General features: G+C 63.8%; 22 protein-coding genes, 1 tRNA gene and 1 rRNA gene. 9 read left to right on the forward strand and 15 right to left on the reverse strand.

Annotation, left to right across the window (positions count from 1 at the left end):
• Positions 1-101: 101 nt before the first annotated feature.
• Positions 102-177: transfer RNA gene (locus tag GC148_RS12620), tRNA-Val, on the forward strand.
• Between the two features lie 37 nt (positions 178-214).
• Here the strand turns inward: GC148_RS12620 and GC148_RS12625 are convergent.
• Complete coding sequence (locus GC148_RS12625; protein ID WP_291071171.1) at positions 215-1,465, reverse strand: hypothetical protein; 1,251 nt, start codon at positions 1,463-1,465, stop codon at positions 215-217.
• A 216-nt stretch (positions 1,466-1,681) separates the two neighbouring features.
• Here GC148_RS12625 and GC148_RS12630 point away from each other — a divergent pair, with 216 nt between their 5' ends.
• Entirely contained in the window at positions 1,682-2,938 is a 1,257-nt protein-coding gene (locus GC148_RS12630) for an FAD-dependent oxidoreductase (protein ID WP_291071172.1), read from the forward strand.
• An 11-nt stretch (positions 2,939-2,949) separates the two neighbouring features.
• On the opposite strand, the gene GC148_RS12635 is transcribed toward GC148_RS12630, so the two are convergent.
• On the reverse strand, positions 2,950-3,789 hold the full coding sequence (locus tag GC148_RS12635; protein ID WP_291071174.1) for a hypothetical protein: 840 nt from the start codon (positions 3,787-3,789) through the stop codon (positions 2,950-2,952).
• A 59-nt stretch (positions 3,790-3,848) separates the two neighbouring features.
• Between GC148_RS12635 and GC148_RS12640 the strand changes: the two genes are divergently transcribed.
• Positions 3,849-4,766 (forward strand): fatty acid desaturase family protein, encoded by a 918-nt coding sequence (locus tag GC148_RS12640; protein WP_291071176.1) that lies wholly within the window; start codon positions 3,849-3,851, stop codon positions 4,764-4,766.
• 10 nt (positions 4,767-4,776) lie between these two features.
• Here GC148_RS12640 and GC148_RS12645 read toward each other — a convergent pair whose 3' ends face one another.
• From GC148_RS12645 to GC148_RS12680, 8 genes are all read right to left on the reverse strand, one after another.
• Positions 4,777-5,622 (reverse strand): crotonase/enoyl-CoA hydratase family protein, encoded by an 846-nt coding sequence (locus GC148_RS12645; RefSeq protein WP_291071178.1) that lies wholly within the window; start codon positions 5,620-5,622, stop codon positions 4,777-4,779.
• Positions 5,623-5,763: 141 nt separating this feature from the next.
• Positions 5,764-6,261 carry a fasciclin domain-containing protein gene (locus tag GC148_RS12650; RefSeq protein WP_366063841.1) on the reverse strand — a complete coding sequence of 166 codons (498 nt, stop codon included), beginning with the start codon at positions 6,259-6,261 and terminating at the stop codon, positions 5,764-5,766.
• A 232-nt stretch (positions 6,262-6,493) separates the two neighbouring features.
• Positions 6,494-7,504 carry an NAD(P)H-dependent glycerol-3-phosphate dehydrogenase gene (locus tag GC148_RS12655; protein ID WP_291071182.1) on the reverse strand — a complete coding sequence of 337 codons (1,011 nt, stop codon included), beginning with the start codon at positions 7,502-7,504 and terminating at the stop codon, positions 6,494-6,496.
• On the reverse strand, positions 7,501-8,763 hold the full coding sequence (locus tag GC148_RS12660) for an MFS transporter (RefSeq protein WP_291071184.1): 1,263 nt from the start codon (positions 8,761-8,763) through the stop codon (positions 7,501-7,503). The genes GC148_RS12655 and GC148_RS12660 overlap by 4 nt, the downstream gene beginning before the upstream one ends.
• A 146-nt stretch (positions 8,764-8,909) precedes the next feature.
• Positions 8,910-10,295 (reverse strand): hypothetical protein, encoded by a 1,386-nt coding sequence (locus GC148_RS12665; protein ID WP_291071186.1) that lies wholly within the window; start codon positions 10,293-10,295, stop codon positions 8,910-8,912.
• A gap of 15 nt (positions 10,296-10,310) precedes the next feature.
• Positions 10,311-11,828: an acetyl-CoA acetyltransferase gene (locus GC148_RS12670; RefSeq protein WP_291071188.1), complete on the reverse strand. Its 1,518-nt coding sequence runs from the start codon at positions 11,826-11,828 to the stop codon at positions 10,311-10,313.
• A gap of 80 nt (positions 11,829-11,908) precedes the next feature.
• Positions 11,909-12,658 carry an alpha/beta fold hydrolase gene (locus GC148_RS12675; RefSeq protein WP_291071190.1) on the reverse strand — a complete coding sequence of 250 codons (750 nt, stop codon included), beginning with the start codon at positions 12,656-12,658 and terminating at the stop codon, positions 11,909-11,911.
• Between the two features lie 84 nt (positions 12,659-12,742).
• A complete protein-coding gene (locus tag GC148_RS12680) occupies positions 12,743-13,552 on the reverse strand; it encodes a PhoH family protein (RefSeq protein ID WP_291071191.1) in 810 nt (269 codons plus the stop codon).
• A 264-nt stretch (positions 13,553-13,816) separates the two neighbouring features.
• Between GC148_RS12680 and GC148_RS12685 the strand changes: the two genes are divergently transcribed.
• The gene (locus GC148_RS12685) at positions 13,817-14,347 is read left to right on the forward strand and encodes a gamma carbonic anhydrase family protein (protein WP_291071193.1); all 531 of its coding nucleotides are present in this window, start codon (positions 13,817-13,819) and stop codon (positions 14,345-14,347) included.
• Here GC148_RS12685 and GC148_RS12690 read toward each other — a convergent pair.
• The gene (locus tag GC148_RS12690; protein ID WP_291071194.1) at positions 14,344-14,955 is read right to left on the reverse strand and encodes a hypothetical protein; all 612 of its coding nucleotides are present in this window, start codon (positions 14,953-14,955) and stop codon (positions 14,344-14,346) included. The genes GC148_RS12685 and GC148_RS12690 overlap by 4 nt on opposite strands.
• A 2-nt stretch (positions 14,956-14,957) precedes the next feature.
• Positions 14,958-15,563: a PilZ domain-containing protein gene (locus tag GC148_RS12695; RefSeq protein WP_291071196.1), complete on the reverse strand. Its 606-nt coding sequence runs from the start codon at positions 15,561-15,563 to the stop codon at positions 14,958-14,960.
• A gap of 146 nt (positions 15,564-15,709) precedes the next feature.
• Here GC148_RS12695 and GC148_RS12700 point away from each other — a divergent pair, with 146 nt between their 5' ends.
• A complete protein-coding gene (locus GC148_RS12700; protein ID WP_291071198.1) occupies positions 15,710-17,356 on the forward strand; it encodes a choline dehydrogenase in 1,647 nt (548 codons plus the stop codon).
• Between the two features lie 52 nt (positions 17,357-17,408).
• Here the strand turns inward: GC148_RS12700 and GC148_RS12705 are convergent, their stop codons facing one another.
• Positions 17,409-17,972: a DUF1993 domain-containing protein gene (locus GC148_RS12705; RefSeq protein ID WP_291071200.1), complete on the reverse strand. Its 564-nt coding sequence runs from the start codon at positions 17,970-17,972 to the stop codon at positions 17,409-17,411.
• An 80-nt stretch (positions 17,973-18,052) separates the two neighbouring features.
• Positions 18,053-18,604, reverse strand: a complete 552-nt coding sequence (locus tag GC148_RS12710) for a PAS domain-containing protein (protein ID WP_291071202.1) — start codon at positions 18,602-18,604, stop codon at positions 18,053-18,055.
• A 437-nt stretch (positions 18,605-19,041) separates the two neighbouring features.
• Between GC148_RS12710 and GC148_RS12715 the strand changes: the two genes are divergently transcribed.
• Positions 19,042-21,540 carry a TonB-dependent receptor gene (locus GC148_RS12715; RefSeq protein WP_291071204.1) on the forward strand — a complete coding sequence of 833 codons (2,499 nt, stop codon included), beginning with the start codon at positions 19,042-19,044 and terminating at the stop codon, positions 21,538-21,540.
• A 58-nt stretch (positions 21,541-21,598) separates the two neighbouring features.
• Here the strand turns inward: GC148_RS12715 and GC148_RS12720 are convergent, their stop codons facing one another.
• Complete coding sequence (locus GC148_RS12720) at positions 21,599-21,979, reverse strand: DUF4345 family protein (protein ID WP_291071205.1); 381 nt, start codon at positions 21,977-21,979, stop codon at positions 21,599-21,601.
• 126 nt (positions 21,980-22,105) lie between these two features.
• Here GC148_RS12720 and GC148_RS12725 point away from each other — a divergent pair, with 126 nt between their 5' ends.
• The 3 genes from GC148_RS12725 to GC148_RS12735 all read left to right on the forward strand — a co-directional run.
• Positions 22,106-22,804, forward strand: coding sequence for a rhomboid family intramembrane serine protease (locus GC148_RS12725; protein ID WP_291071207.1), 699 nt, complete (start codon positions 22,106-22,108; stop codon positions 22,802-22,804).
• Positions 22,805-22,906: 102 nt separating this feature from the next.
• The gene (locus GC148_RS12730) at positions 22,907-23,341 is read left to right on the forward strand and encodes a CBS domain-containing protein (RefSeq protein WP_291071209.1); all 435 of its coding nucleotides are present in this window, start codon (positions 22,907-22,909) and stop codon (positions 23,339-23,341) included.
• Between the two features lie 630 nt (positions 23,342-23,971).
• Positions 23,972-24,073, forward strand: a 16S ribosomal RNA gene (locus GC148_RS12735); the annotation flags it as partial.

A 24,073-nucleotide genomic window follows, 5' to 3' on the forward strand; every position in this document is an offset into this window, starting at 1 on the left:
CGGGGTTTTTCATTTCGGGGTAATGTAAGGTGCCCTAAGCGGCGCGGAAGCGCACTTGCCTTTCGGGCGCGGTCCCGGCAAAGAGGCGGCATACCGATTGGGGGCGATTAGCTCAGTTGGTAGAGCGCCTGCTTTACACGCAGGATGTCAGCGGTTCGAGCCCGTTATCGCCCACCATTTCCGCAGCAATGTCAGACGGGACGGCCCGCGCGCGCTAGCCGTTCGCGGCGTCGCGCAGGCTGCGGCGCAGGAAGGTTTCGAGCTTCAGTACCGGGTTGTTGTCGGCTTCGCGCAGATCGGTGGTCGTGGCGAGATCGGCTTGGGTGGCGTCGCCGCTGGCATAGCCGATGATCTGTTCGACGCGGCCTTCGAGCGATTCTGTCAGCAAGCGGATCTGATCGGCAGCGCGGTTCATGTCAGCTTTTGTCACGGGGATGCGCGAGCCGGCATCCATCATCGAGGCTTGCATGCGGATGGTGCGCAGCGGCACCAGCAATTCGGACGTGACCGAGCGCAGGAAGCGGGTTTTGGCATGGCTGGCTTCATCGGCTTCCTGGCGCAGCGATTCAGCTTCCTGGCGGGCATCTTCGATGCGCGTCACGTCAGTGAAGATCTCGACCGAACCGATGCTGTCGACATTGTAGCTGGCGGTCTGCCAGTAGCGTTCGAGGACGTGGACGACTCCGCCGGAGGCTTCGGCATTGCGCAGTGCCGGTTTGACCTGAGTGTAGAGTTCATTTTCGAAGATGATTTTGCCATCCATGGCGCGCACGGCGAAGGCCTGGCCCGAGCCATCGAGGGCCACGTCGAGGATCTCGCGAAGCTGGGTGGCTTCTTCGACCGACTTGACCTCCTTGAGGTAGAGCATGAAGGCCGCGCGGGCGCCGAAGTAGATGGTCAGGACGAGGAGCGCGAGGCCAACCGCAATAGCGACCATCTTGTCGTCGAAGTGGATGCCGACGAACACGATAATCGGGATTACGGCGCCGCACAGGTAGCGCACCACGAGCCGCGGGTTGCGGGGCAGCACGCACATCAGGCCGGCGCACATCGACACCGTGAACAGGCTCGACAGGATCAGCGCGTTGAACGGATCGTTATGGATGTAGAGCGCCATGCTGCCGAACACGAAGCCGGTGATGATGCCCATCGTTTCCGAGCGGCGCACATAGCGGCCACTTACTGCTTTCGGAACTGGACGGCCAGCCTTGCGCAGGTGGTCGTACAGCATGAACGCGGCCATGACGAAATTCGTGAGCGCCCAGCCAAAGATCAGTGTGTCGCGCGTCATCGTGTATACGACGTAGCCGGCGATCACGGAGTTGAAGATGGTGATCATGGCCATCAGCTGCACCGCGCGGCTGAGGTCCAGGTGTTGTTGCAAACGCACGCGCGGCCCAATGGCCGCGTCCTCGTTGGGTTTGTCCGTAAGGACATACCTGAAGAAGTTGTGCGTCTCGCTCATGATTTACCTATGTCACGCAAACATTGTTTTCAGCCTTGAGCCGTCGCGCAGATTTTAGCGGTCCTGTTTCCGGCTTGTTAACCGGCTGTCCTGCTCTGCTAACTGCAGCGGTAGGAATTCCGGCCCGATGCGCCGAAGTGGCGTAAATTTGAGCCGGGAGGTGGACAGCCGTCGGTCCCGCTGGCATCAGCAGGCGCCGTGCGAGGAAGTATTTGCATGCCCAGGTTGAAAATTGCTGTGATAGGAGGTGGCCCGGGTGGATTGAGCGCAGCTCAGTTCATCGAGGATGCCGGCCACCAGGCGGTAGTTTTCGAGAGGGAAAGCCGGATTGGCGGGAAGTCCTTCTCGGTCAGCGCCGGCGATGCCTTCAACGAGATGGGGACGTGCTACACCACCCGCAAACACGTGCTGATCAAGCGCTGGATGAAGGCCCACGGCATCTCGCTGAAGCGGCTGGGCGAGGCCCGGTATGATGACGCGCCGGTGGTGGATTATGTGAAGAACGGGCCGGGAGCGCCCTTGCCGGTGCAGGCCCTGAAATTCCTCAACGCCGCCGGCAAGCTGCGCAAGCGGATGGCGCTGGATGCGGGCAATCCAGAGGTGCGGGCCGAGGCGGCCATGACTGTGGATGACTGGCTGGCGCGGCTGAACCTGCCGAAGCTGGACCTCGCGATGCACCGGATCCTGCCTGCGCAGGGCTATGGCTATGCGCAGGAAGTGACCATCGGCCAGACCGTGCAATGGCTGGATTTCGACATCCTGATCTCCGGCGTGCTGAACGACATGCACATGCCAGTGGAGGGCTGGAGCGAGTTCTGGAACCGGTTCTCGAAACGGTTCGACATTCGGCTGGACGCACGAATCGACCATATCGACCGGCGAGATGACAGCGTGATGATCACGGTGGCGGGCGAAGCGGAACGTTTCGATGCGGTGCTGTCGACGGTGCCGATGGATGAGTTTGCCAAATTGACCGACCTGCTGCCGGCCGAACTGGCCGTGCTTGAGGGGGTCGAGTGGCAGAACTACACGACGACGCTGGTGTCCTCGAAGAACTGGTTCACGTGCGCGCAGGTGCATGGCTATTCGCGCGCCTGCAAAGACCCATCACTTCGCGGGGCGATGCTGGGCGCGCGGCGCGAGGGCGATGTGATGGAGGATGGGGCCCACCTCTATGTGACCGGCCAGTTCTCGAACGGTGAGCTGACCCCGGCGGAACTGCGCGAGATCCTGCAGGCCGATCTCGACCGGCTGGGCGTCAAGGTCGAGACGCTCATCTACGCGCGGACGTGGAAGTATTTCCCGCAATATAACCCCGCCGCAGTGGCGGACGGCCTGTTCACCGCCATGGCCGAAGCGCAGGGCGGCAAGCGGACGTGGTTCAGCGGGGCGACCTTCTCGCACGAGCTGGTGTCATCCGTGGCCGCGCGTTCGCAGGCCTCGGTCAGCGATCTGGTGAAACGGATCGGTTGATCGGCGGCCGGTCAGGCCTTCCGGACCAGGGTGCCCGAACGGACCGCGCGGTTATAGGCGCGCCAGCTGGCTTGTCCGACATCGTTATAGGCGCGCATCGTATCCAGCATCCGGAAGAAAGCGGCCTGGTCAGCCAGTTCGGGGGGCAGCAGGGGATCAAGGTTGATCAGTCGGATCACGGCCTGGCCGATCAGCAGCGTTTCGCGGGCGGCTTCGTCGGCCGGCAGGCCGGGCAGGCGGGCGAGGCTGGCCTTCATGGCCTCGACCGCGCCAGTATAGGCCGGGGCCAGCGCATCGGGCGACCAGAGGGCGGGCCAGTCCGGCGCGGACGCGGCGGCGATTCCGGCAACCCGGAGCAGGGTGAGGGCCTCATCCGCGCCGATGCTGACCAGATCGGACCGGTGATCGTCCAGTGCCGCCGACAGGTTGGCGGGGCGGACCCAGAGGCCGGCATCGGCCTCGCGGTAGCCCAGCAGGTTCAGGGCCCGCTCGCGGGCGCGCAGCTGCTTGCGGTCGGTGCGGCCGAGAGGGTGGGTGATGGCGACCAGCCAATCTCCAGTCCAGGGCGCAACGCGCGCGCGGACATTGCGCCAGTCCTTGAGGCGGCGGGTCAGGGCCTGCGCCCGCGGGCCTGGCCTGTAGACGCCCCGGTCCGGGCTTTCCAGCATCTTTTCCTTGATCAGCCTGGTCACCGCCACGCGGACGGTGGCAGGTTCGATTCCGAACAGGGCGGCGGCAGCAATCAGGCTGGCGATGGATTGCGGCGAGGAATGGGTTCCGCTGATCAGCGACAGGACCAGGGCGCGTGCGGATAGGTCTTCAGGCGCAAGGGGTCTAAAATGATACATCATTTGACCTTATATGACGTATAGTGTAACAAAAGCCCGAAGATATTCCGGGAGGACTCGCGGTGTCGAACGCGCTCAAATTGTCAGATGCCCTTACCAAGGACGAGTTGAAATCGCTTCGGGAAAAATCCGACCTGAAAGCGCTGGCGTCGTTCCTGTGGACCTGGGGCCTGATCGCGGGCGCGTTCGCGATGGCCATCGTGTGGACGAACCCGCTGACGATCCTCCTCGGCATCATCATCCTGGGCGGGCGGCAGCTGGCGCTGGGTGTGATGAACCATGACTGCGCCCATCATGCCTTTTTCAAGAGCCCGAAGGTGGATGAATTCGTCGGCCATTATCTTTGCGGCGCGCCGATGAACACCTCGCTGCACGCATACCGCGCCTATCACCTGAAGCACCATAAATATGCCGGCACACCGGACGATCCGGATATCGGCTTCGTCAAGAATTACCCCGTCTCGAAGGAAAGCCTGCGCCGCAAATTCGTCCGCGACCTGACGGGCCGGACGGGTTTCCGTGACACGATGCGCAAGATCCGGAATTTCAGGCTGTCGAAGAACTGGCCGTGGCTGACCTTCCACGTGCTGCTGCTGGGCACGCTGACGCTGGCCGGCGCGCCCTGGGCCTATCTGATGTGGTGGGCCGCTGAGCTGACCGTCTATCCGGCGATTGTCCGTCTGCGCCAGATCGGCGAGCACGGCACGGCCAAAGACCGCTCAAACCTTGAGCCGCGCCTGAACACCGGCACAACGGTCGCGCCCTTCTGGCAGCGCGTGTTCATCGCGCCGAACGATGTGAACTATCACCTCGAGCACCACATGTTCGCGAGCATCCCGCCCTACAATCTCGGCCGGCTGCACCGTATCCTTGCTTCGCGTGGATACTATGACGGCTATGACTGTATCTCGCACGGATATGTCGATGTGATCCGCCGTGCCGTGCGGCCCGACGCGCCGCAGATGGTGGCGGCGGAGTAGGCCGCAGACGCTACATCGGATCGGTACGGACGGGCGCGAGATCCGGGAAGACCGGCTCGCGCTTTTCCGCGCGGGCGGCGAAGGCTTCGGCCATGTGCGGCGGCGGGAACATCGCGGCGTTCCAGAGGCCGATATAATCCAGCGTGTCCGCAGTGGTGTGGTCGCGGCCGTAATTGATCAGCACTTTCGATCCGGTCACGGCGACGGGGTTCTTCGAGGCGATCTCGCGGGCGGTGGCCAGGACACCGGCGACGAGCTCTTCATGCGTGTCGTAGATATCGTTGACGAGGCCGATCTCCTTCGCCTTGGCAGCATCGATGCGCCTGCCGGTATAGGCGAGCTCCTTCACCCAGCCTTCCGGGATATAGCGCTGCAGGCGCGGGAAGGTGCCGACATCGGCGGTCATCGCGATGTTGATTTCCATGATGCAGAAGAAGGCGTCTTTCGTGCACCAGCGGATGTCGCCGGCGGTGATCATGTCGATGGCGCCGCCGATGACGCCGCCATGGCAGGCGAAGAGGACCGGGATGCGCGCCTCTTCCATACAGTTGAAGGATTGCTGGATCGCCTTGACATTGGCGCGGAAGGCCTCGGCCGCGACGTAGCGGTCGCTCGGGCCGGCCGGGCGCGGGCCGGTGAAGACGGTGGTGTCCATGCCGGCGGAGAAATGCTTACCGGTGGAGGAGATGACGATGACGCGGGCGAGGGCGTTGTTGTCGATGGTGCGCACGATTTCCGGCAGCTCGTTCCAGAAGGCCTTGTTCATGGTGTTCATCGCTTCGGGGCGCGACATCTGGATGTGGGCGACCTTGTCCTCGATGGTCACCTTGAAGGCTTCATAGGATTTCTTGAGCATAGTGTGTTCCTCCGTTTGACGCGGAGTGTAGCAGGCTTGGGGCGTGCGGCGAGGGGTGACGGTGGGAGAGGTTCGCGCCGGAAAAGGAGGAGCACAGGGCGTGCTCCCCCTCCCGGTGCGTCGCGGCCGGACCGAAGGGGGTCAGTTCGGCAGGAGCACCTTGTCGACGACGTGAATGACGCCGTTCGATTGGTTGACGTCAGCGATGGTGACGGCTGCGGCGCCGCCGCTTTCATCGGTGACGTAGGCCGCGCCGTCTTTGACCAAGAATGTCAGCGTGTCGCCGCTGACAGTGGTGAGCGTGGCCTTGCCGCCATTGGCGGCGGCCTGTGCAATGAGGTCAGCCGCCTTGAGGTCGCCGGCGACGACGTGGGCGGTGAGGATTTTGGTGAGCATGTCCTTGTTCTCCGGCATCAGCAGCGTTTCGACAGTGCCTGCGGGCAGGGCATCGAAGGCGCTGTTGACCGGTGCGAACACGGTGAACGGACCGGGACCCGAAAGCGTTTCAACGAGGCCTGCGGCGGTGACAGCAGCTACGAGTGTTGTGTGGTCCGAGGAGTTGACGGCGTTTTCGATGATGTTCTTGCTGGGGTACATGGCGGCGCCGCCGACCATGACGGTCGTTTCTGCTTCTGCCATCGGCTCGGCGGGCGTTTCGGTCTTGGCGACAACCGTGGCGGATGTGTCTTCGCTGGGCGCGGCGTAAGATGTGCAAGCGGAGGCGAGTGCTGCGGCGGCGGCGCCGAGCATCAGGGTACGGAGTTTCATGAATCTGTCCTTCTAGGTCTCAACTATCGGCGCAGGTTAGCGTTCCGATACCCCGGCATACGCAGCCAATGCGGGACTGGCCTAGATTCTCTCGGTTTCGTGATCAGGCTTTCGCCGTTTCGGCGCGAACCGGTCGGGCGAGCAGCGTGCCGATCGCCTGATCGACCGAGATTTCGCCTTCGACGATCGCGGCGACCGCCTCGGAGATGGGCATCTCGATGCTTCGGGCGCGGGCGAGCTGGCGCAGCACGGGGGCGGTGGCAACGCCTTCGGTGACGGAGTGGCGCGCGCCGAGGACGTCCGTGAGCGTCCGGCCCTGGCCGAGGGCCAGGCCGAGCGACATGTTGCGGCTGGTTTCCGACGAGCAGGTGAGCACGAGATCGCCGAGGCCGGACAGGCCGGTGAGGGTTTCTGCTTCGGCGCCGAGGGCGAGAGCAAGGCGGGTCATCTCGGCATAACCGCGCGCGATGAGGGCCGCGTGGGCAGAGCGGCCGAGGCCCTTGCCGAGCGCGATGCCGCAGGCAATGGCGAGCACGTTCTTGACCGCGCCGCCGACTTCCGCGCCGAGAAGGTCCGTACCCAGATAAGGCCGGAAGGTGGGCGTGGAGACGGCCTGGATCAGTTCCGCGCCGAGGGCGGCGTCCTTGATGGCGAGCGTGACGGCGGTGGGCAGGCCGCGGGCGACGTCAATCGCGAAGCTGGGGCCGGACATCACGGCGGGGACCGCTTCGGGAAGTTCTTCGGCGAGGACCTCGGTCATGAACTTGGCGGTCGAAAGCTCGATGCCCTTCGAGCAGAGCACGACCGGGGCGCCGGGCTTCAGCCAGCCTTCGAGCCGGGTGAGCGTTGCGCGGGTGTGCTGGGCGGGGGTGACGCAGAATAGTGCGTCAAAGCCGGCGAGACCGGCAAGATCGGACGTGGCGCGCAGGGCGGGGTTCAGGGGCACGCCGGGCAGGTAGACCGTGTTCTCATGGGCTGTGTTGATGGCTTCGGCCACCTCGGGCTCAAGGCACCAGAGCAGGACGGACTGGCCTTCGCGGGTCAGCATCTGCGCGATGGCGGTGCCCCAGGCGCCGGCGCCGATGACGCCGATTTTTTGGAAATGTTTCGTCATGGCGTGGTTTTGGGCGAAGCCGGGGCGGGGGGCAAGGGTGCCTGGGCGGAGTGCCGGTGCGGTGCGTGCAGTCGCCGGCGGCCCGCGAAGACGATCAGCGCGGCGAGGGCGGCAAAGCCGGCCCCGGCGAGGAAGGTGGCGGCGGAGCCGGCGCGGTCCCATAAGAGGCCGGCGATGACGCTGGCAAACAGCATGGCGATGCCGGTGGAGAGGTTGAACAGGCCGAAGGCGGTGCCCCGCAGTTCGGCCGGCGCATGGTCGGCGACGAGCTTGGACAGGAGACCCTGGGTGAGGGCCATGTGAAGGCCCCAGAGCGCCGTGCCGAGGAAAGCGCCGGTCAGGCCGGGCACGAAAGCGAGACTGAGATCGGCAGCGATCAGGGCGCCGAGACCGGCCAGCAACAGGTGGAAGGCCTGAAGCCGGTCCGACGCGGCGCCGGCGGGATAGGCGCACAGCGAATAGACGATGTTCATCACCACAAGGACCAGCGGTGCGAGGACCAGGGGCAGGCCTTCCTGGCTGGCCTTGAGCACAAGGAAGGCTTCGCTGAACCGGGCGAGCGTGAAGACGACGCCGATCAGGGCGACGGTCCAGAAGGTGGACGAGAACCGGCCGATGGCGGTGAAGTCGATGGGCGGAGCGCGGGTCTGCTGGGCGGCGATTTCGGCGCGGCTGTCGCGCACGCCGAAGATGACGCAGAGCACGGCAATGAGGCCGGGGATGACCGCGACCCAGAATACGGCGCGGATGTCCGAAGCGAACAGCGCCATCAGGCCGACGGCGAGCAACGGGCCCGCGACGGCGCCGATCGTGTCCATCGACTGGCGCAGGCCAAAGGCGCGGCCGCGGATGTCCGCCGGTGTGACATCGGCGACGAGCGCGTCACGCGGCGCGCCGCGGATGCCCTTGCCGATGCGGTCGGCGAAACGGGCGGCGAGGACAACCATCGGGCCGCCGGCGATGGCGAAGAAGGGCTTGGTGAAGGCGCCAAGACCGTAACCGAACAGGAGCAGCGGTTTGCGGCGGCCGATCTTGTCGGAGATGTAGCCCGAGAAGATCTTGGAGATGGCAGCGGTGGATTCCGCGATACCGTCGATAACTCCGACAAGCAGCACGCTGGCCCCCAGCGTGCCAGTGAGGAAGAGCGGCAGCAGCGAGTGGATCATCTCCGAAGAGACGTCCATGAACAGGCTGACCAGGCCTAGCGCCCAGACCGTTCGCGGGATTGGTGGACGAGGTTGCGGCGAGAAGCGGGTCAAGATTATCTCATCACGCCAACGGCCAACTGGAATGAGCGGTGCCGGTGGACGGCAGATTTTCCGTATCGCGGCGGGCGTCGGAGGTTTCGATACGCCCGGTCATCCTGCAATTCTTGCGCACACCTGCACCCGAGGCAAGCGGCGCCTCAGCCCAGCCGTTGCAGCACATGCGCGGTCAGAGCGGAGGCGCCGAGGACGAGGACGACATGCCAGAGGAAGATCTGCCGGAAATCCTGAACGGTCTGCCCTTTCCAGGTGCCGCGCGCTTCGGTCACCATTTCGGCGAACCCCGACAGTTCGCGGCGTGGAACCGACGAACTGATGATGTCGCCGCCCGGTCCCGCACCGGTCACGACAAAGGGCGTTTTCAACCGGTAGAGCATCATCACGGGCCAGAACAGGCGAACGAACCCGTCGCGGGTGATCTTCGGCAAGCTCAGCAGGAGGGAGTCCACACGCCCGCGCGTGAGCCACTCCTTGAACAAGGACCAATGATCGGAATCGTCATTGTCGACATTCACAAGATCGCCCTTCTCGGCGCGTGCCATCGTGTTTCCGACCGAGAGGTAGAGGACGAACGCATCTGCGACTGCAGAAGGAAGCCCGATTCCGTATTTGGCGGCGAGCTCTGCAATCTCGTCCAAGGCATCCTTTTGGGTCTCGATGATGCGAAGAGCCAGACCTTTCAGTTCGATCAAATCAAACAAGTGCAGATATTTCGCAGCGCCGATCATGGCGAGCAGGAAGACCGGAAATCCGAATAGCGAGAATACGGCTTTAAGGGTCGTGGCGAATGAGGGCCAGAGCGTGCCTGCCAGAAGCCGCAACTTGCCGGGGGGCTTGACGCCGCCAGCAGCCGGCGCCGCATCGCCGCCGTACGGAGACAAGACGTTGAGGTCTCCCAGATAGAAGAGCATTGCCTTGCCGTCCGAGAATTGTCCTTCGACTTCGAGGTCCTGGCCGTCATAGGTGAGGCCGTCGACAACGTGGTCGCCATCAAAGTCGATATACGAGATGCTCAGCTTACGGATATCGAACGGTCCGGACGTCGTGCACCGGGCTACGGTGTCTGCCCCTTTCGCCAGAGCCTTGCCGACAATGACGGGATCGGCGGGGCCGTCCGTATCCTGATCCACTTCGATACTGCGCACGCATGTCAGGAAGTTCTTCGGCATCTGGCCCGCGATGGCAGATATTTCAAAGTCTTCTTCATAACCTCCCGCCTTTATACGGAAACTGCCTTCAGGCTCGCCAGGCTCCAACTCCACGACACGAATGTAGTTGTTGTTGGTGACGGCGTTGCTGATGTGCTCGACGTCGTCGAATTCATACCAGTTATCCGGGGTGGAGCCGTCACTGCGGGCCGCCGGTACGCCCGCTTCGCGCTCATCTGTTTCCCACGCCGTCATGAATGTCGCGAGGTCTTCCTCGGGTCGGCCCTTCCAGTAGTCGAAAAACGCCTGCGTGACGCGGCCGCAGACGAACTCGCCACACCAACGGACAATGGAAATTTCGAAGTAGCGCGGCGTCATCGCGGTCGCTTTGTCTCAGGCGAATCTGAACGCCGCGGTCTCGTCCTTGGCGGTGACGGCGACCTTGCGACCGACGGGGCTCGCATCTTCGCGCAGGATGGCGAGTTCGGCAGGCCCGGCCGTGTTGGCGATGACGCGCCGGCCGTCGGGAAGGCGCGCAAAGATGATGCCACGTTCCGGGCCCTCCTTGCCATGGGTGACCGTGAAGGTCTCGAGGACGGCGTTCCCGGAGACGATGGCGACCTCGACCTTGTCCTTGGCTTTCGCGGCGGACTCGGCGGGGGTGAAGACCTTGGGCGCCGTGGTTGACCAGACGCCGGCCGATTCCTTCGTCATCCAGCCGCCATTGGCGAGCACGAGGCCGAAGGTGCCCTTGTTCCGACGCAGCGTGTTCGCCATCTCGGCTATTCCGTGCAAGGAGTAGTTGTTGCCCGGGCCGCCGAAGAAGGGCAGGCCGCCCGTCAGCGTGAGGGCGCGCTTGTCGGTTTTCCAGTCCAGCCCGAGCGCGGCGCAGCTTGAAAAGACGGCAACGGGGAAGCAGGAATAGAGATCGAGATGGGCCATGTCTGCCGCGCTCTTGCCAGCCTGCGCGAGGGCCCGGCCTACCGCGGTGTCCATGGCCCAGGAACGGTCGATGACCGGACGCAGCGAGATGAGGTCGTCGCCCGCGTCGCCGCCGCCATGGAGGTAGACGCGCTTGTCCTGCGGAACGCCGAGCTCGTCCGCCTTGGACGACGAGACGAGGATCGCCGCAGCGCCCTGGTTCACGGCGTCCTGCGCGATGAACCATTTGAGATAGGGGTCGGCGTATTCGTAATTTTCCCGCGAGGGCGTGGAGAGGAAGGCGACGTCATGTTCCTGCGGGAACTGCGCGTATTTGTTTTTCGCGGCGACGGCCGAGAAAGGCTGGAACAGTTCGCCCATGGCACGGCGGTGAGCCGAGCGGCTGCGGCCTTCGCGGGCGGCGACGGCATTCTCGAACAAGGCGTAGAAATAGGCGGGCGCGATCAGGCCGTGCTTGATCTCCTCGCGCGACAGCATCATCGGACCCATGCCGCGATCTTCGTAGGGCGCGTCGGCGCCGTCGGCCCAGTTGATTTCGACGCCGTGCTTGCGCGCGCCCTTGGAAGCGCGATTGGCTTCGGAGCCCGAGATCAGGACAGCCTCGATCTCGCCCTCATGGATGCGGCGGGCCATCTCGTTGACGAGGGCCTGCGGGCTCTGGCCGCCGACGGTTTCGTAGATCAGGCGGGCGGGCGCAGTACCGGTTTCGCGGGCGAGGGTGCCGGGCAGGTTGGTGTTGTGGCCGTGCGGGTGTGCGGCGCGCCCGACCGAGTCCTCGAAGATGCGCACAACGGCGATAGTGTCGATCGCGGCCGTGATGCCTGCAGCCCCGGTATCGGCGAGGGCGGTTTTCGAGGCGTCGGCCATCAGGGAGAGCGGCGAGGGCGCGCCGGCGGGGCCGGACTTGCCATCCCATTGGCTGAGCGATTGGCCGACACCGATCAGGACCGGAAGATCACCCTTGGCCATGACATAATTCCCTCTGCAAGACTGCCGAGCGGTTTAACGCGCAGGCAAAGCGGGGGCGAGGGGGAACGTCGGGGAAGGGGTCAGCCCGCGCCGGAAAGGTCCGCAATGATCGCGGCGGGGAGGGCGGGATCGATGACGGCGGTGATGTGCGTGCCGGTCAGCGGCTGGTAACGCGCGCCGGGGATCAGGGCAGCGAGGCCGGGGCCGGACCCGTTGTCGAGATCCTTGTCGCCGGTGAGGATCAGCGTGGGCACGCGGAAGGTCGCGAGCAGGTCGGCCGGGGTGTAGACGCGCGAGGAGAGCGCGCCGAGATAGCCCCGCAATGAGCCGCCGGTGGCCGCGGCGCGGGCTCGGATGGCCTTGGCGCCGGGCGTGTCCTCGCCGGCGAGGGCCTGGAGGATGGCGGCGCGGAAGCTGGTATTGCGGTCGGCGTTGAACTCGTCGGCGACCGAATCGCCGATGCCGCCGAGGATCAGACGGCCGGTGTTGCGGCTGAGCAGATGAAAGCGCAGGGCGGAGATGGCGCCCATCGAATAGCCGACCGTGGCGAAGGGCGCTTCGCCGAGATGGGCGATGAGCGCGATCTGGTCGCGCGCGACGGCGTCGGCGGGCCAGTTCTCCGGTAGGGTCTCATCAGGCGAGGCGCCATGGCCGCGCAGGTCCGGCGCGATGACGCGGTAGCCCGCGGCGGCGACCTTCTCCGCGATGCCCGGCTGCAGGAAGTTGATCTCCGCGTTGCCGGAGAAGCCGTGCAGCAACAGGACCAGCGGGCCGGCGCCGAGCTCGTGATAGCTGATCGTGGTGGCGTCGAAGGAGGCGTAGGTTTTCATCGGCAGACGTTTGCCGATGACGGCGCAAAAGGAAAGCCCGCCCGGGATGGTTCGGGCGGGCTCGATCCGAATGCGAGGAATGGACTAAAGGACGTCCAGCATCTCGGCAACGAGGGGGTGGCGGACCACGTCGGCGGCTTCGAGCTTGATCACGGCGGCGCCGGAGAGGGCTTCGAGGCGTTCGGCGGCTTTGGCGAGGCCGGAGAATTCGGGCAGCAGGTCCGACTGACCGGGGTCTCCGGTGATGACCATCGTCGAGTGCCAGCCGAGGCGGGTGAGCAGCATTTTCAGCTGCGTGTAGGTGCAGTTCTGCGCCTCATCGATCACCACGAAGGCATTGTTCAGTGTACGCCCGCGCATGAAGCCGATGGGGGCGATCTCGATCGTGCCGTCGGCCAGCATGTGTTTCAGCTGGGCCGGGGAGAGGCGGTCGGCGAGCGCGTCGTAGAGCGGGCGCAGATAGGGCGCGAGCTTGTCCTCCATACCGCCAGGCAGGAAGCCGAGCTGTTCGCCGGCTTCGACGGCGGGGCGCGACAGGATGATCTTCGAGACCTTGCCCTTCTGCAGGGCTTCGACCGCCTTGCAGATGGCGAGGTAGGTCTTGCCTGTGCCGGCCGGGCCGAGGGCGCAGACGAGGGCGTGGGAGTCCATCGCATTCATCAGCTGGGCCTGGTTTTCCGAGCGGGGCTTGATGGTTTTCTGGTATCGCTGGGTGCGTTCGTGCGGCTGGACGTTGGTGATCGTGTCACCGTCATCGGGGTGCCAGCTGCCCCGGCGGCCGCCGTCGATGGCGTGGAGATGGGATCCCTTCGTGCGGCTCGGCTCGTCAAACCAGGCCGAGGGACGAACCTCGGTTGCGGTCTTCAGGCGCTTGGCTGCATTGCGTTTACCCATGGGAGGCCTCCTTGGCTGCGGGCAGTAAAAAAGCCGCTGGCGAAAGGGCGCAGCGGCTTGGCGAAAAGGTGGAAAGTCCGGAGGGCGCGCCCGGCGGCGGGCTGCCAGCATCCGGAAGCGGGGCTTCCGGTGTTGAGGGATAAGTTGGCGCGTAAACGGCCATTGCCTCTCCGAATCTACAACCCTTATAGAGTACCACCTTTATCAGACGGTTAAGTGACATTCCGCAGCCGTAACAACAAACCGGACCGAGGAGCCCAAAAAATGGCCATGTATGAACTGAATGGAGTCAGGCCGACATTGCCGGAGAGCGGAAACTGCTGGATTGCCGGTAGCGCAGAGGTCATGGGCAATGTGATCCTGCGCGAAAATGCATCAGTCTGGTATGGCTGCGTGCTGCGCGGCGACAATGATCCGATCACGGTCGGCGAAAATACCAACATCCAGGACCTGACAGTGATCCACACGGATATCGGGGCGCCCGTGACCATCGGGGCGAACGTGACGGTGGGCCACCGGGTAATCCTTCACGGCTGCGAGATCGGCGACGACACCCTGATCGGCATGGGCTCAACAATCCTGAACCGCGTGAAGATCGGCCGAAACTGCATCATCGGCGCCAATACGCTGATTTCGGAAGGCAAGGAGATCCCGGACAATTCGCTGGTGATGGGCTCGCCGGGCAAGGTCGTAAGGGAGCTGTCGCCGCAGCAGGTGCAGATGATCACCATGTCGGCGCTGCACTATGTCGAGAACTGGAAGCGCCACCGGGCGCAGATCAAGCGGATCGATTAGTCCGCCGACGGAGCAAGCGGCGCGTCCCAGACGGCGCGCAGGCCTTCGGCGCCCTGCATCGACAGGCCGGTCCAGCCGAGACGGGCGTCGCGGGATTCGAAGATCAGAAGCTGGGTATCCTGCGGGGCGGCAGCGACCAGCGCGCGGCGCACTTCGGCGAGCGGGCGATCCGAGCGCAGTACGAATGTGCCGGACATTGGCTCGGCAAACCGGCCGAGTTCGTTGAGCGCGGCACCGAGCGCGTGGCGCCGGTTCGTGCCGGCGCCGGCGCCGGGGTCGGGGCCTGAGATGATCACGAAATTGGAGGCTTCGGCGCGGCGCGCTGCGCGCGATTCGAGATAGGCTTCGATACGGGATCGTAGCGGCGCAAAGTCGAGCGCCGGAAGGAAGGGCTCGCCGTCGCCGGAGGATATGCGCGTCATCGGGCCGAGCTTGCCCGCGTCGGCGAATGCCTGGAGCTGACCGAGCGTGAACGGGCCGTGCGTCTTGTCCTGCGCCAGGATGTGCCAGACGGCTGGATCAAGGTCTGCAAGGTTGAGCGTGCCGGACCGCTCGGGCCTGGCCGGCTTTCCCGGCAGGACGCGGTCGATGCGGGGGCGGGCACGCATGGCTATTCGGAGGCTTCAGCGCCGCGCAGGTAGCGGACGGCGAACTTCTTGCCGGCAACGCGGACAACTTCGGCCAGGAGGTTTCCGGTGTGGACGCGGTCTCCGACATAGGGCGGGGTGCCGAGCGCCTCGAAGGCGGCGCCGGTGAGCGAGATGTCGGTCAGGCGGCACTGGAGCTGGCTACCGTCCTGCAGGATGACGATGGCCTGGCCGGTCGCGGCGTATCGGGTGGCGCCGCGGTCTTCTTCGAGGCCGAGCGTGTCCTTGTTCAGGAGCCAGGTGAGGCGGTCGGCCAGCTTGTCGCGTTTCAGCGTCGAGGTGTTGAAATGGACCGCGAAGCCATCCGGTGTGCGGCGCACGACCTGGGCCACGACGCGGCCAAGATCGTCGAAATAGCACACGATCTGCTGGCCGGATTCTGGCGGTGCCGGGGACTGTATAAGCGCGCCGTCGCAGGACACGTTCGAGGTAACGAGCGCGTGGTCTTCGCTCTGGTCGGTGAGGAACCGGCCGGTCAGGCGCAGTTCCACGCGCTTGAAGCTTCGCCGGTCACGCCGGGAGCGGGCGCCGGGCGCGCTGGTCGTACGCATCGGATCTGGCAGCGACATGGTGTCTTCCTGGCTGCGTGAAGGCTGGCAAACAGCCACTTTCCCTGCTTCCAGATAGGAGACGAAGATTGACAATTGGTTGCCTCATTCGCTGCAGTGGCGTTAGGCATAACGGCGCGATAACCATACCGGGGAGTTGACCTAACGTGAGTGCAGAGACGTTTGATTACGTGATTATCGGTGCGGGAAGCGCCGGTTGTGTCCTCGCCAACCGTCTGTCGGCGGACCCTGCGATCAAGGTCTGCCTGATCGAGGCAGGCAAGAAGGACACCTCGCTCATGGTGCGCATGCCGGCGGGCGTGGGCAACCTGATCAAGGATGCAAACGACTACAACTGGGGCTTCTGGACCGAGCCGCAGGCGCATATGGACAACCGCAAGCTCTACTGGCCCCGCGGCAAGGGCTGGGGCGGTTCGTCGTCGATCAATGGCATGGTCTATATCCGCGGACATGCCGGCGACTATGACCAGTGGGCCCAGATGGGCCTGAAGGGGTGGAGCTACGCAGACGTGCTGCCCTATTTCAAGCGGGCGGAGACTTACGAAGGCGGCGCGAACGACTTCCACGGCGGCGACGGCCCGCTGAATGTGTCCCGTAGCCCGCTGACCAGCCCGATCTTCAACGCCTTCATCGAGGCGGGCCGCGAAGCCGGTTATCCGGTGACGGATGATTTCAACGGCGCCCAGCAGGAAGGCTTCGGCCCCTACCAGCGCACCATCCACAAGGGAGAGCGCTGGAGCGCGTCCTTTGCCTATCTCCGCCCGATCGCGGGCCAACGGGATAACCTGAAGATCATTTCCACGGGTCTCGTGACGAAGGTGCTGATCGAAGGCGGGCGCGCGGTGGGCGCCGAACTGGTTGAGGGCAAAGGCCGCGAGGCGACCAGTGTGCGGGCGAGCCGCGAGGTGATCGTGTGCGCCGGTGCAGTGCAATCCCCGCAGCTCCTGCAACTGTCCGGCATCGGCGATCCGGCGGCGCTGAAGGCGCTGGGGATCGACGTGAAGGCGGCCTCGCCGAATGTCGGCCAGAACCTGCAGGACCATCTGGACGTCACGGTGATCAACCGCATGACGCAGCCCATCTCGGCCTATTCCATGCAGAAAGGCATCAAGAAGCTGTTTGTAGGCTTGCGCTATCTCGCGAACCAGACCGGTGCGGGCGCTGACAACTTCCTGCAGTCCGGCGCGTTTCTGAAGTCGCGGCCAGGCCTGGAAATGCCGGATATCCAGCTGCACGCGGTCAACGCCATCATGATGGAACACGCGAATCATCAGCCGACGGAGGACGGGTTCACCATCCATGCCTGCCAGCTGCGCCCGGAAAGCAAGGGTACCGTCAAGCTGAAGTCGGCTGACCCGTTCGACCATCCAGCCATCGATCCGAACTATCTGGCGACCGAAGAGGACCGCCGCGCGATGCGCGAGTCTGTGAAGATGGTGCGCGACGTGATCCGCCAGGCCTCAATGGCGACCTATGCGGCCGGCGAGATAATGCCGGGAGCCGGCGTGGCGTCCGATGCGGATATCGATGCCTTCATCCGGACCAAGGGTGAAACGATCTATCACCCGGTCGGCACCGTCGCGATGGGCACCCAGGCGTCGAGCCCGGTGGACGGCGAGTTGAAGGTGCGCGGTGTCGAGGGCCTGCGCGTGGTCGATGCGTCGGTGATGCCGACCCTGATCGGCGGCAACACCAACGCGCCGACTATCATGATTGCCGAGAAGGCCGCAGACCTGATCCTGAAAAAGCCGCTGCTTGAGCCGCAGATCCCGAAAGCGATGGCGAGCGCGTAGGCGCCGGGCCTTTGCCGGGCGTCGCTTTGCGGCGTCCGGACGGCTTCAGCGTTCAGGCTGCTGGCGCATTTCCGGGGCGGAGATAGGCGAACATGTGGGCGACATAGTCTGCCTTGCCGAGGCCGACACCCTGATTGCGGAGGATCGCGTAGGCGGTCATGATGTGGAAGTAGAACTGCGACAGCGCCCAGTCGCGCGCGTACTGCGCGCCGTCGTCAAGATCGAAGGCGATGCCCATCGGCAACTCGATTGACAGGGGGAGCGGGGCGCCGGAATCAACCGCGCCGGGCGCGACATCGATCAGCATGCTGAGGGTCTCGTCGATGCGGGCGAGTGCGTCGGCCATGGTGCCAGGTTGCTCGCCGGCATTGCGGCCTTCATTCAGAAGGATATCGACTTCCGGGGGGAAGGCCTCATGACGCAGGCGGTAAACGCCCTCGAATGCCTGAACGCAGGCAAAGCGGACCTGCGTCGAGAGGGGAAACATGTCCGGCGCAAGCCGTGCGGCCATGAGGGCGTCGGCATTGCCCGATCCGTCCTTTGCCTTGCGGAGCCAGCCGGCGAGCGCCTGCAGCATCTGAGTGTAGGTCGGGACCAGCAATTGGGAGATCGTCATTCCAGGCCTTTCAGAACGTTGTCCGGAGCACCTTTACCGTATCGGCCTTCTGGGCTTCGGATCAACGCGCTCCGCGACGACTAGCCGTTTGATGCGACGAGCCGAAGCGGGGCGCCTGCGCGGCGGGTGTCCGGCGGGACGAGCATCGAAATGCGGTGCCGGAAGACCGGCTTGCCCGGCATCATCTGGTCGTTGCCGAGCGTCTGGTAGAGGCCGAGCATGCGCAGGCGCGGCGAGCGGCCGGTTTCGGCGCTGAGCGGCATCAGCGTGATCTCGAGGTCTACCCGCTCGCCATTCAGCGTTTCGCCGCGTCCGCGCACGACGCCGGGCGCCCCGTCGAAACGGATGGCTTCCAGAAAGGCGGCCATCATGGCGCGGTCCGGACCGGTCCACAGGTCGAGATAGTTGTTGTTGACGAGGTTGCGTCCCACGAGGGCGTTGAGCGCCGTGCCGGCGGTGCGCACCAGCCAGGACTGGTCCTGGCGCTGCTCGATGACGAAGATGCGGTCGATCAGGTTTTCGTGATCGCCGGCGTCCGGGCCGGACAAGGCATGCGATTTGGGATCCGCGTGCATGCGGCGCCACGCATCCAGCAGGGTGCGGGTGTTGGGATGGATCGAGCGATCGATCATGAAAGGCGTACTCCAGGCAATCTTGCTTGGTCCCGAGGGACCGTTCCGGAGCTGGCAATCGCAATATCCATTCCAGTCGGCGCGGTTCACCGGGGATGGGAAAGTCTCGCCTCCGAGGATGCTTTTCCTCGCGCGCCGGCGGAGGACGTCTGGGCGCCATGACGCCTGACAGGCGAGCGGTTTGCGGGAGGGGCGGGGAAGGGTCCCAAACCGGAACACCGCGGGAAAGTGTGCAGCCGTTGCAACAGTTTCGACAAATCGAATGCTGCAACTGCCATAAGACGGTGGGGTTACGGTTTTGTGCCAGTGCGCATACTTGCACTTGGAAGGGGAGACTGATTTACCTCTGCAAAATTACAAGAAGTCAGGATTCGCACCCGTGAAAACCTGACTCATACACACCGTGACAGCTCAAACTCCCAGGAAGGAAATTCAGAGTGTTTACTGTAAATTCTACCAAGGGCCGCGCCAGCGGCCTTAAAGCCATGCTTTGCCTTGGCGCCGGCATCACTGCGCTTTCGTCAATCGCAGCGCCCGCCATCGCCCAGGAAGAAACCCAGGACGAATCGCGCACGCTGCAGACCGTCACCATCACCGCGACCAAGCGCGAGCAGACCCTGCAGGACGTTCCAATTGCCGTTTCGGTCGTCGATGACGCCACCATCGAGCGTGCGGTTATCGTGGATCTCAACGACCTGCAGTCGATCGTGCCGTCTCTTTCGGTCGGGCAGCTTCAGTCTTCGGCCAACACGAACTTCGTGATCCGCGGCTTCGGTAACGGCGCCAACAACGCCGGCATCGAACCGTCGGTCGGCGTGTTCATCGACGGCGTGTACCGGTCGCGTTCCGGCTCGCAGATTTCGGACCTTCCGAACATCGAGCGCGTCGAGGTGCTGCGCGGTCCGCAGTCGACCCTGTTCGGCAAGAACGCCTCGGCAGGTGTGATCTCGGTCGTGACCAAGAAGCCGCAATATGAGTTCGGCGGTGTCGTCGATGCAACGGTCAGCAATTACAACGGCTACCGTTTGAACGGCTATGTCACTGGTCCAATCACCGAAAACCTCGCCGGCGCGATCGGCGCGACGTACAACAAGCGCGACGGCTATGTTGAGGACCTGGGCGCTGGCCCGGACCAGAACGAGCGTAACCGCTACGGTATCCGCGGCGACCTGCTGTTCGAACCGAATGAAAATATGTCGTTCCGTCTGATGGCGGACTATGACGTGATCGATGAAGTCTGCTGCGCGGCCGGTAACGTGATCAACGGCCCGACCGGCGCGGTCATCCAGGCTCTCGGCGGCAACCTCTCGGCCGAAGATCCGTTCAGCTACGACGTCTATTACAATTACGGTTCGACCAACAAAATCGACAACTCGGGCACGTCGTTCCAGGCCGATATCGACCTCGGCGAAGTCCAGCTCACCTCGATCACGGCTTACCGGAATTCGAAGCTCGACACCAATCAGGACTCCGACTTCACGAGCGCAGACCTGATCGGCCGCAACGCCAACCAGACCGATATCGACACGTTCACCCAGGAATTCCGCATTTCGTCCACGGGCAATGGCCCGATCGACTGGATGCTCGGCGCGTTCTACTTCGATGAATCCGTCGATATCAAAAACCAGTTCTATTACGGCGCTGATTTCCGCGGCTACGCGGATGTCCTGTCTGCCAACAACCTGGCTACGGTTGAGTTCCTTCTCGGCGGTGCGCCGGCCATCGGAAACCTGTTCGGTCTGGAGGGCCAAGGCCTGACGGAATCGTTCGGTCAGGACAACACGTCGAAGTCGATCTTCGGCACCACGGATATCCACTTCAATGACCGCACCACGCTGACTCTGGGCGTCAACTACACCGACGATGAAAAAGACGCCTACGGAAGCATCGTGAACACGGATGCCTTCTCGGCCCTCGATCTCGTGGCCCTGGGTGTTGCGGCCGGTGTTCCGGCACCTGTCGCCAACAACCCCACTTTCAACCCCTTCCTCGCTCTGGCGCCGCTGCAGTTCCTGCCGCCGTTCCTGACGTTCCCGAACGCGGTTGAGGACGGTCAATCGCACGACAACGACCTGACCTACACGGCGCGCTTTGCGTTCGATGTGTCTGATAACATCAACACCTACGTGTCCTACGCCACCGGCTTCAAGGCGACGTCCTGGAACCTGTCGCGCGACTCGCGTCCGTTCCCGGCCGACTTTATTCCGGGCTCGTCCGCCAGCGTTCCGGCACCGGCGTCCTCGCCGATCCGGACGGCCGGCCTCGCCTTGCCGAACCTGACGACCGGTACCCGCTATGCGGGACCGGAAGAAGCGGCAGTGCTCGAAGCTGGCGTCAAGGCCCAGTTTGACCGCTTCGCGTTCAACCTCGCCCTGTTCGATCAGAAGATCTCGGGCTTCCAGTCGAACGTGTTCACGGGTACCGGTTTCGCACTGGCCAATGCCGGCAAGCAGTCGAACACGGGTATTGAGGTCGACATGACCTGGACCCCGGTCGATGCGCTGCTTCTGTCCTTCGCGGGTACGTTCCAGGATCCGCTGTACGACGAGTTCAAAGCATCTTCGTCGGGCGACATCTCTGGCCAGCAGCCTTCGGGCATCTCCGAGACGATCACGTCGACGGCTGCCACCTACTTCTTCAAGATGCGTGGCCTCGACTCCTTCGTTCGCGCCGATTGGCAGTACGAAAGCCCGACGGCCTATTTCGACAGCCCGGCCAACCAGGCCCTGATCGGCATGGAACGCGAGGTGAGCCTGATCAACGCATCGGCTGGCTTCGAAACCGAGAACGGTCTCGCGGTTACGCTTTGGGCTCGCAACATCGCTGACGAAGAGTATGTCACGGTGGCCTTCCCGTCAGTGGCCCAGGCTGGCTCGATTTCGGGTTACCCGAACCAGCCGCGCACCTTCGGTGTGACGGTCCGCAAGCGCTTCTGAGGCGTTTGAGACTATCAAGAATGGAAGCCCCGCCCTTCAAGGCGGGGCTTCTTTCGTTTCACGACCGGTCGGCCCAGCGCAGGGCGGCTGCGGCCGCCAGGAGCATTCCGGTCTCGAAGGCGATGTAGACGGCGAATGCCGGTGTCGGCGGCGGGCCCAGCAGCAGCGCCGCGGCGCGCGCGAAGACATAGCCGCCCATGTAAACCACGAGGAACCAGAGCGCCGGCCGGCGCAGCGGCGTCTGGATCGCGCCAGAGGCGCACAGGAGGGCGGCGGCGAGGCTGACACCTCCATAGATGCCGCGCATTTCGTAGGCGCCGTTGGGGCCGCCAACCTCCACGCCGAGGCTTGCGGCCATGCCGAGGGGGTCCAAAAGGGACCAGACACCGAAGGGCGCGAAAGTCAGGGCGGCGAAGGCCAGAAGGATGCGGGTCAACATGGTCGTGAAACTAGGCCGCATCCGACTGTAAGCAAAGTGTGTGGACGAGGCGGGGCCCGCGCGGTTCATTTCCTATATAGCAGTGTGAACAGGCGCCGGGGCGCCGCGCAAGGAGCCGCCACGCCGATGTCGACACGCCAACCGCCGATCATCAATGCGCCCTGGCCCGTCGCGGCGTTCGCGCTGGTCCTTGTAGGGGCGCACCTGACCCGGATCCTGCTGCCCGATTCGTTGCAAAACGCGGTCTTCTTTTATGGAGCCCTGTTTCCCGAGCGCTTCTGGGCGCCAGCGGACGGCGTTTCGCTGGATGGCCTGCCCGGCTACGCCAATGGCCTGGAGGCCTTCCTGCCCCTCGTGGCGAGCGGGTTCATCCACGGGGACTGGATGCATGTGATTCTAAATGCGGCATTCCTGGTGGCGCTCGCAAAGCCGTTGCTGGAGATCTTCCGGCGGATCTGGCCTGGCCGCGAGCCGGCGGCGTCCGGGGTTCTGCTGGGCCTGTTCCTCGTGTCTCAGATCATCAGCAGCCTTGTTTATGTAGCGGCCAACTATCCGCAGGGGCAGGCCGCGGTCGGCGCGTCCGGGGGGATCAGCGGGCTTCTGGCAGCCGTTCTGCTGCTGCGCGAAGGACCTCACCGCTGGCTGTTCACGCGGAATTTCGCGGTAGTGAGCGCCCTGTTCGTCGTCGCCAACGCGCTGTTCGCGTTTATCGGTCCGAGCCTTCTGGGCTCTGGCATTGCCTGGCAGGCGCATGTCGGCGGCTATTTCGGGGGCGCGCTTTGCATGCGGGCGATTCTCTCGGTGATGCAGGCCCGCCAGGCCTGAGGGCCCAGATCCCGGTCGATTCGGGGCAGGGGCTGTGCTATCGTCCGCGCTGGCCGACGACTTCAAAGGAGCGTGTGCCGCCGGGACGGGAGGCCCACAGTCATGATTGTTGAGCAGATCCTGAATCATAAGGGCCACGCTGTTGTGACCCTCAAGGAAGACCATACCTTGCGCGAAGCCGCGCAATTGCTCGACGAAAAGAAGATCGGCGCGGTGGTAGCCCTCGGGCGCGATGGCCAGATCATCGGCGTGCTGTCGGAGCGCGATATCGTGCGCCAGGTGGCCCGCCAGGGCGCGGAAGCGCTCGACATGCCCGTGGGCGGCGCGATGACCCGCGCGGTCGTGACGGTGTATTCTGAGACGCCGGTGGACGAGGCCCTGCAGACGATGACCGATCGGCGCATCCGTCATCTGCCTGTGATTCAGAGTGGTCGTTTGACGGGCGTGATCTCGATCGGCGACCTGGTGAAGTGGAAAATCGCCGAAACACAGGCCGAAGCCGAAGCCATGAAGTCGTATTTGTCGACCCAATACTGACTTCAGGCAAGAAATCGCACCTAACCTGTGAAATTCACACATAAAGGGCTTGCGGCCTGTGCCGCAGGCGAGTATCCCGCGCACTTCGCTGAACCGGCCCAAGGGCTTGCGACGCGGAAGACCTCCAGATGGTCGCCTCTTGGAAGAAAAGGGCTTGCCCTTTCCCCCGAACAGCGGCTATATGTGCGGTTCCTCAGAACGCCTGAATTTTTAGGCCGAGACAATCGGCGTAAGAGTTCTGTTCGCTCTAAAAACGGCAGGGCTTGTGGTTAACCCACTGATCTGCAGAAGAGCGAAAAAAGGGTGTTGACGGGGTAAAATGCGGCTCATATAAGCCGCGACTTCGCCGGAGCCAAAGCGGTTCAGGCAAACACTTCCGGAGCCTCGCTCCAGCTGTTTGACATCGTAAGAGATAGGAAGAGAAACGCAGGCGGCGTGACGGCTTGCGGGCATCGCGAGATGTCCAATACGATCACGACGAATGTGTTTCTTGAGAGAATTCTTTTTTCCATCGATCAGGTTTCGACCTGGTCTTTGCTAAAAGGGTTTCTCGTCAAAGAACGCAATACTTATGCTTAACAGCAATAGTAACCGTCCATATTCCAATGGACGGATCGTCAGATCAACACTCAACTTGAGAGTTTGATTCTGGCTCAGAACGAACGCTGGCGGCAGGCCTAACACATGCAAGTCGAACGATACAGTGGCAGACGGGTGAGTAACGCGTGGGAA

The sequence above is a fragment of the Hyphomonas sp. genome (genome assembly GCF_016125515.1).
Classification (GTDB): domain Bacteria; phylum Pseudomonadota; class Alphaproteobacteria; order Caulobacterales; family Hyphomonadaceae; genus Hyphomonas.